This window comes from Klebsiella sp. H-Nf2 (genome assembly GCF_002806645.1).
GTDB classification, from domain to species: Bacteria; Pseudomonadota; Gammaproteobacteria; order Enterobacterales; family Enterobacteriaceae; genus Klebsiella; species Klebsiella variicola.
On sequence record NZ_PIBL01000004.1, the window covers coordinates 325,244 to 333,233 of the forward strand.

The window sequence follows — 7,990 nt, forward strand, 5'->3', positions numbered from 1 at the left end:
AGCGACTCCCATGATTGAAAACGCAGTCCTTCGCCTGCGCGCTGAACGCCTCGCGCGAGCTACCCGGCCTTTCCTTGCTCGCGGCAACCGCATCCGCCGCTGTCAGCGCTGCCTGCTGCCGCTCAAGCAGTGCCTGTGCGCGACGTTAGTGCCCGCGCAGGCCACCAGCCGCTTCTGCCTGGTGATGTTTGATACGGAACCGATGAAGCCCAGCAACACCGGCCGGCTCATCGCCGATATTCTGCCTGATACCGAGGCTTTTCAATGGTCGAGAACCGAGCCGCCGCAGGCGCTGCTCGATCTGGTCGCTCATCCTGATTATCAACCGATGGTGGTTTTCCCTGCCTCCTATGCCGGGCCGGAGCGCCAGGTCCTGAGCGCGCCGCCGTCCGGCAAGCCGCCGCTGTTTATTATGCTCGACGGCACCTGGACCGAAGCGCGCAAGATGTTCCGCAAGAGTCCTTATCTTGACGCGCTGCCGATAATCTCCGTCGATCTGTCACGCATCTCTGCCTACCATCTGCGCGAGGCGCACGCCGACGGACAATACTGTACTGCGGAAGTGGCCATCGCCCTGCTGGATTTGGCGGGAGATGCCCCGGCCGCCGCTGCGCTTGGCGAGCACTTCACCCGCTTTCGGACCCGCTATCTGGCGGGAAAAACCCAGCATAAGGGCAGTATCACAGCGGACCAGGTGGAAAACGTTTAAAATCATTCGGTCACTGGGATGAAAGGAGACCGGTATGAGCCAACGAGGCCTGGAAGCACTGCTGCGACCAAAGTCCATCGCCGTTATTGGCGCATCAATGAAGCCGCAGCGCGCTGGCTATCTCATGATGCGCAACCTGTTAGCCGGCGGTTTCAATGGCCCGGTACTGCCGGTGACCCCAGCCTGGAAGGCGGTGCTCGGGGTGCTGGCATGGCCCACGATTGAGAGCCTGCCGTTTACTCCGGATCTGGCGGTGCTCTGTACTAACGCCCGGCGTAATATCGAATTGCTCGAAGCCTTAGGGCAGAAAGGGTGTAAAACCTGCATCATTCTCTCTTCGCAGCCGGAACAGTATCCGGCGCTGCTCGAATGCGCCGCCCGCTATCAGATGCGCCTGCTCGGCCCAAACAGCCTGGGGCTGCTGGCGCCGTGGCAAGGCCTGAACGCCAGTTTCTCGCCGGTCGCGATCCACCGCGGTAAACTGGCCTTTATCTCGCAGTCGGCCGCCGTCTCTAATACCATCCTTGACTGGGCGCAGCAGCGCGAGATGGGCTTTTCCTACTTCATCGCGCTGGGCGATAGCCTGGACATTGATGTCGATGACCTGCTGGACTTTCTGGCCCGCGACAGCAAGACCAGCGCCATTTTGCTTTACCTCGAGCATCTTAGCGACGCGCGTCGGTTTGTCTCCGCCGCGCGCAGCGCTTCGCGAAACAAGCCTATCCTGGTGATTAAAAGCGGCCGTAGTCCCGCGGCGCAAAAGCTGTTGCGCGTCAACTCCGGGATGGATCCGGCATGGGATGCAGCCATTCAGCGTGCTGGCCTGCTGCGGGTGCAGGACACCCATGAGCTGTTCTCCGCCGTGGAAACGCTCAGCCATATGCGCCCGCTGCGTGGTGAAAAGCTGATGATCGTCAGCAATGGCGCGGCACCGGCGGCACTGGCGCTGGATGAACTCTGGCTGCGTAATGGCAAACTGGCGGTCCTCAGCGAGGAGACCCGCGACGCCCTGCACCAGGCGTTGCCGGTTGGCGTCGAGATCGCCAACCCGTTAGATCTGCGCGATGATGCCAGCAGCGAACATTATCAGCAGGCCGTGAATATTTTGCTCAACAGTCAGGACTATGACGCGCTGCTGGTGATCCACTCGCCCAGCGCGGCCGCGCCGGGCACGGAGAGTGCGCTGGCCCTGATTGATGCCCTGAAGCATCATCCGCGCGGTAAATATGTCACCGTGTTGACCAACTGGTGCGGCGAATTTTCCTCGCAGGAAGCGCGACGGTTATTCAGCGATGCCGGCCTCCCTACCTACCGTACGCCGGAGGGCACGATCACCGCTTTTATGCATATGGTTGAGTACCGTCGCAACCAGAAACAACTGCGTGAGACGCCGGTGCTACCAGACTCGTTAACCGCCAATACCAGCGAGGCGCATGCTCTTCTGCAGCAAGCGATAGATGATGGCGCCACCACGCTGGATACCCACGAAGTCAGCCCGGTGCTACGAGCCTATGGCATCCATACTCTGCCGACATGGATTGCTGCCGACAGCGCAGAAGCAGTGCATATCGCTGAGCAGATAGGCTATCCGGTCGCGCTGAAGCTGCGTTCTCCGGATATCCCGCACAAATCGGAAGTACAGGGGGTCATGCTCTATCTGCGTACCGCCGCCGAAGTGCAGCAAGCGGCAGATGCGATGATCGATCGCGTCAGACTGGCCTGGCCCCAGGCGCGCATCCATGGTCTGCTGGTGCAGAGTATGGCTAATCGCGCCGGCGCCCAGGAGCTGAGAGTGGTGGTTGAGCACGATCCCGTCTTCGGCCCGTTGATTATGCTGGGCGAAGGCGGCGTGGAGTGGCGGGCCGAGGATCAGGCCGCGGTGGCGCTGCCGCCGTTGAATATGAACCTGGCGCGTTACCTGGTGATCCAGGCGATCAAAAATAAAAAGATCCGCGGTCGCAGCGCATTGCGCCCGCTGGATATCGCGGGCCTGAGCCAGCTGCTGGTTCAGGTATCGAATCTGATCGTCGACTGCCCGGAGATCCAGCGCCTGGACATTCATCCCCTGCTCGCCTCCGGCAACGAGTTTACGGCGCTGGACGTCACGTTGGGCCTGGCCCCCTTTGACGGCGACAGTGAAAGCCGCCTTGCGATTCGTCCCTATCCGCACCAGCAGGAGGAGTGGGTGGTGATGAAAAATGGCGATCGCTGCCTGTTTCGGCCAATCCTCCCGGAAGATGAGCCGCAGCTACTCGCGTTTATCGCTCAGGTCACCAAAGAAGATCTCTATTATCGCTATTTTAGTGAGATCAACGAATTTACCCACGACGATTTAGCCAACATGACGCAGATCGACTACGATCGTGAAATGGCGTTTGTTGCCGTCAGGACCACCGCAGAGAAGAGCGAAATTCTCGGCGTTACGCGGGCAATATCCGATCCCGACAATATTGACGCCGAGTTTGCCGTTCTGGTCCGTTCAGATTTAAAAGGGTTAGGCCTGGGGCGAAGGCTGCTGGAAAAGCTGATCGCCTATACGCAAAGCCATGGCCTGCAACGCCTTAATGGCATTACGATGCCGAATAACAGAGGCATGATCGGCCTGGCCAGAAAGCTGGGATTCACCGTTGATATTCAGCTGGAAGATGGGATTGTCAGTCTATCGCTGCCCCTGAATCAGGGATAATCGCGCCACGCTGACCGCAATTGTTGACCACATTAGCGGGTAGTAATGGTATTATTGCCCGCTTACGTCGTCTGCATGGTACAGAAGACCCTTCAATAAACAGAGAAGAAACGCACTGTGATGTTGTCAAAATTTAAGCGTAATAAACATCAACAACACCTTGCCCAACTCCCTAAGCTTTCTCAGTCAGTTGATGATGTAGAGTTCTTTTACGCCCCTGCGGATTTCAGGGAAGCGTTACTGACCCGGATTGCCCACGCCACTCAGCGTATATGCATTATTGCGCTCTATCTGGAGCAAGATGATGGCGGAAAAGGAATTTTGCAGGCTCTCTACGACGCCAAACGCCAGCGTCCGGAACTGGATGTCCGCGTTCTGGTAGACTGGCACCGCGCTCAACGTGGTCGTATCGGCGCCGCCGCCTCCAACACCAATGCCGACTGGTATTGCCGGATGGCCGATGAAAATCCAGGTGTGGATATCCCCGTTTACGGCGTGCCGATTAATACCCGGGAGGCACTCGGCGTTCTCCATTTCAAAGGCTTTATTATCGATGACAGCGTCCTCTACAGCGGCGCCAGCCTGAACGATGTTTATCTGCATCAGCATGACAAGTACCGTTATGACCGCTATCAGTGCATCCGTAACGGCAAAATGGCGGACGTCATGTTCGACTGGGTCGACAATAATCTGGTTCAGGGGCGCGGCGTTAATCGTCTCGACAGACCGGATCGGCCAAAAAGCCCGGAAATCAAAAACGACATTCGCCAGTACCGTCAGGAGCTCCGCGACCGCAGCTACCATTTTGTCGGCACCGCTGGTGACGAAGAACTCTCCGTCACCCCGCTGGTAGGTCTGGGTAAATCCAGCCTGCTGAATAAAACCATCTTTCACCTGATGCCGTGTGCCGAGCACAAGCTGACGATTTGTACCCCCTACTTCAACCTCCCTGCCGTACTGGTGAGAAATATCATCCAGTTGCTGCGGGACGGTAAACAGGTGGAGATTATTGTCGGCGATAAAACCGCTAACGATTTCTACATTCCGGAAGATCAGCCGTTTAAAATTATCGGTGCGCTTCCCTATCTGTATGAGATCAACCTGCGGCGTTTCCTCAGCCGGCTGCAATATTATGTCAATACCGATCAGCTGATCGTCCGCCTGTGGAAGGATGACGATAACAGCTACCACCTGAAAGGCATGTGGGTTGACGATGAGTGGATGCTACTCACCGGCAACAACCTCAACCCGCGCGCCTGGCGGCTCGATCTGGAAAACGCCATTCTGATCCACGATCCAAAGCAGCAGTTGGGGGCCATGCGCGAGAAAGAGCTCAAGCTCATCCGCACCCACACCACGGTGGTGAAACATTATCGCGACCTGCAAAGTATCGCCGACTATCCGGTTAAAGTGCGAAAACTGATCCGCCGCCTGCGACGGATCCGCATTGACCGGTTGATCAGCCGTATTCTCTGACTATCAGCCCCGCGTCGACGGGGCTTTTTTCTGGAAGCGCTATGCGTTCGATAATAGTGATGACATCGCTGCTGTTAACGGGCTGCAGCCACATGGCAAATGATGCATGGTCCGGTCAGGACAAAGCCCAGCATTTTCTGGCCTCGGCGATGTTGTCTGCCGCTGGCAATGAGTATGCGCAACATCAGGGTTACAGCCGGGACCGCAGCGCCGCCATCGGCCTGATGTTTTCCATCAGCCTCGGCGCGTCAAAAGAGCTTTGGGACAGCCGCCCGGCTGGGAGCGGCTGGAGCTGGAAGGATTTCGCCTGGGATGTCGCTGGCGCGACCACCGGCTATGCTGTGTGGCAACTGGCGCACCAGTAAGCGTTACAGGCGCAGGCCTTTCCCCTTGCGATGCAGCATCAGAGAGACCAGGAAGGCGATGGCCGCCATCACCGTCACATACCAGTAGAACGCGTGCTCTATCCCCGCCGACTTAAGCGACAGCGCGACATACTCCGCAGATCCACCGAACAACGCGTTCGCGACGGCATAGGAAAGCCCTACCCCAAGCGCGCGAACCTGAGCCGGGAACATCTCAGCCTTGAGGATACCGCTGATCGAGGTATAGAAACTGACAATCAGCAAAGCACAGATCACCAGCCCGAAGGCAGCATACGGTGAGCTCACATTCTGCAGGGCGCTGAGGATAGGCACGGTAAATAACGTCGCCAGCACGCCAAAGCACAGCATGGAGGTGCGGCGGCCAACTTTATCCGAAAAGGCACCGAATAGCGGCTGAACCAACATATAAACGAACAGCGCCGCGGTCATAATCACGCTGGCGGTACCGGCCGTCATACCCGCCGTATTGACCAGATACTTTTGCATATAGGTGGTAAAGGTGTAGAAGGTCAGCGATCCGGCGGCGGTAAAGCCCAACACCATCGCGAAGGCCCGGCGATTGCGCCACAACCCTTTAAATGATCCAGCCTCTTTCAGCGCCCGGGTCTCCTGCTTTGAGGTTTCGTCCAGCTGGCGACGCAGCCACAGCGCGACGATAGCCAGTACCGCCCCGAGAGCAAAAGGAATACGCCATCCCCAGGCATGGAGATCTTCATCGCTGAGCACCTGCTGGAGCGCCACAACCACTAATACCGCCAGCAGTTGACCGCCAATCAGCGTAACGTACTGGAAGGAGGCATAGAAGCCTTTCTTACCTTCCACCGCGACTTCACTCATATAGGTCGCACTTGTGCCGTATTCTCCGCCAACAGACAGCCCCTGGAACAGACGTGCCAGCAGCAGCAGCGCCGGAGCCCAGGTGCCGATGACCGCATAACCCGGCAGACAGGCAATCACCAGTGAGCCAAAGCACATCATGCAGACCGAGATAAGCATGGAGGCTTTACGTCCGCGGCGGTCGGCGATTCGACCAAACAGCCATCCGCCGATGGGACGCATCAGGAATCCGGCGGCAAATACGCCTGCCGTCTGCAGCAGTTGGGTGGTGGTATTTCCGGATGGAAAGAAGATGTGGGCGAAATAGAGCGAGCAGAATGAGTAAACGTAAAAATCAAACCATTCAACCAGATTTCCCGAGGAAGCGCCAACTATTGCCCAAATACGACGACGGGTATCGGCCTGATCCGGCGCACCCCGTTCGGTAATGCTACTTTCTGTCATTGTTATATTGCTCCAGCAAAGACTGCAATCTGTCTTGTCGGGCGTACCACGTCACGTAGACAAATTAGTTAGTGAACTAAATGTTATATAATTGTTATATTTTTATATGTGATTGCATTCACATTTTTTTTCGTAAGAGCAGTTTTCGCGATCAACGCCAGCGCAGGAGCAAGGAAAAAGTGGATTATGGTGAAGGGATTGCCATGGCGGGGTTTTATTTTGCTTTGAATGAAGATAATGGTGCGGGTATGGCAGGATTTTCCCCGGAGGCGGTGCTGCGCACCTTGTCCGGGCTACCAGTCGGCCCCGGTTTGTAGCCCCGGTAAGCGCAGCGCCACCGGGGAGATATACCCCACACAGCAAAAAACCCCGCACCTTTCGGCACGGGGTTCTTTTTTAACGCAAAACAAAAAGCTCAGTCTTTCGACTGAGCTTTCTGCTTTGTTTGATGCCTGGCAGTTCCCTACTCTCACATGGGGAGACCCCACACTACCATCGGCGCTACGGCGTTTCACTTCTGAGTTCGGCATGGGGTCAGGTGGGACCACCGCGCTATCGCCGCCAGGCAAATTCTTTGTGCTCAGTACGCCATTCTTTATCGCATCAGCCGCGTTGCCTGCGCTCGTCAACTCAGTCACATACTTCAGTATGCTCCTTCCTTTCCTTCGCTTGTCGCCTTGCTGCTGCGCAAATTATTGCGTACTCAACTCTGAATCTAAGCTGAAAATCTTCTCTCAAATCGCCAAAACACCTTCGGCGTTGTAAGGTTAAGCCTCACGGTTCATTAGTACCGGTTAGCTCAACGCATCGCTGCGCTTACACACCCGGCCTATCAACGTCGTCGTCTTCAACGTTCCTTCAGGAGACTTAAAGTCTCAGGGAGAACTCATCTCGGGGCAAGTTTCGTGCTTAGATGCTTTCAGCACTTATCTCTTCCGCATTTAGCTACCGGGCAATGCCATTGGCATGACAACCCGAACACCAGTGATGCGTCCACTCCGGTCCTCTCGTACTAGGAGCAGCCCCCCTCAATTCTCCAGCGCCCACGGCAGATAGGGACCGAACTGTCTCACGACGTTCTAAACCCAGCTCGCGTACCACTTTAAATGGCGAACAGCCATACCCTTGGGACCTACTTCAGCCCCAGGATGTGATGAGCCGACATCGAGGTGCCAAACACCGCCGTCGATATGAACTCTTGGGCGGTATCAGCCTGTTATCCCCGGAGTACCTTTTATCCGTTGAGCGATGGCCCTTCCATTCAGAACCACCGGATCACTATGACCTGCTTTCGCACCTGCTCGCGCCGTCACGCTCGCAGTCAAGCTAGCTTATGCCATTGCACTAACCTCCTGATGTCCGACCAGGATTAGCTAACCTTCGTGCTCCTCCGTTACTCTTTGGGAGGAGACCGCCCCAGTCAAACTACCCACCAGACACTGTCCGCAACCC

Annotated in this window: 6 protein-coding genes and 2 rRNA genes; 5 read left to right on the forward strand and 3 right to left on the reverse strand. The window is 56.6% G+C overall.

What is annotated here, in order from left to right:
• Positions 1-10 precede the first annotated feature (10 nt).
• The 4 genes from tapT to CWM58_RS13855 all read left to right on the forward strand — a co-directional run bounded on the left by tapT (position 11) and on the right by CWM58_RS13855 (position 5,236).
• Complete coding sequence (tapT, locus tag CWM58_RS13840; protein ID WP_061153635.1) at positions 11-709, forward strand: tRNA-uridine aminocarboxypropyltransferase; 699 nt, start codon at positions 11-13, stop codon at positions 707-709.
• 34 nt (positions 710-743) lie between these two features.
• Positions 744-3,395 carry a bifunctional acetate--CoA ligase family protein/GNAT family N-acetyltransferase gene (locus tag CWM58_RS13845; RefSeq protein WP_100681122.1) on the forward strand — a complete coding sequence of 884 codons (2,652 nt, stop codon included), beginning with the start codon at positions 744-746 and terminating at the stop codon, positions 3,393-3,395.
• A gap of 120 nt (positions 3,396-3,515) precedes the next feature.
• Complete coding sequence (gene pssA, locus CWM58_RS13850; protein WP_061153634.1) at positions 3,516-4,871, forward strand: CDP-diacylglycerol--serine O-phosphatidyltransferase; 1,356 nt, start codon at positions 3,516-3,518, stop codon at positions 4,869-4,871.
• 41 nt (positions 4,872-4,912) lie between these two features.
• The gene (locus tag CWM58_RS13855) at positions 4,913-5,236 is read left to right on the forward strand and encodes a YfiM family lipoprotein (RefSeq protein ID WP_008803753.1); all 324 of its coding nucleotides are present in this window, start codon (positions 4,913-4,915) and stop codon (positions 5,234-5,236) included.
• Between the two features lie 3 nt (positions 5,237-5,239).
• On the opposite strand, the gene CWM58_RS13860 is transcribed toward CWM58_RS13855, so the two are convergent.
• The gene (locus tag CWM58_RS13860) at positions 5,240-6,538 is read right to left on the reverse strand and encodes an MFS transporter (RefSeq protein WP_061153633.1); all 1,299 of its coding nucleotides are present in this window, start codon (positions 6,536-6,538) and stop codon (positions 5,240-5,242) included.
• A gap of 179 nt (positions 6,539-6,717) precedes the next feature.
• Between CWM58_RS13860 and CWM58_RS29030 the strand changes: the two genes are divergently transcribed.
• Entirely contained in the window at positions 6,718-6,855 is a 138-nt protein-coding gene (locus tag CWM58_RS29030) for a hypothetical protein (protein ID WP_168441417.1), read from the forward strand.
• Positions 6,856-6,988: 133 nt separating this feature from the next.
• Here the strand turns inward: CWM58_RS29030 and rrf are convergent.
• Positions 6,989-7,104, reverse strand: a 5S ribosomal RNA gene (gene rrf / locus CWM58_RS13870).
• Between the two features lie 197 nt (positions 7,105-7,301).
• Positions 7,302-7,990, reverse strand: a 23S ribosomal RNA gene (locus CWM58_RS13875); the annotation flags it as partial.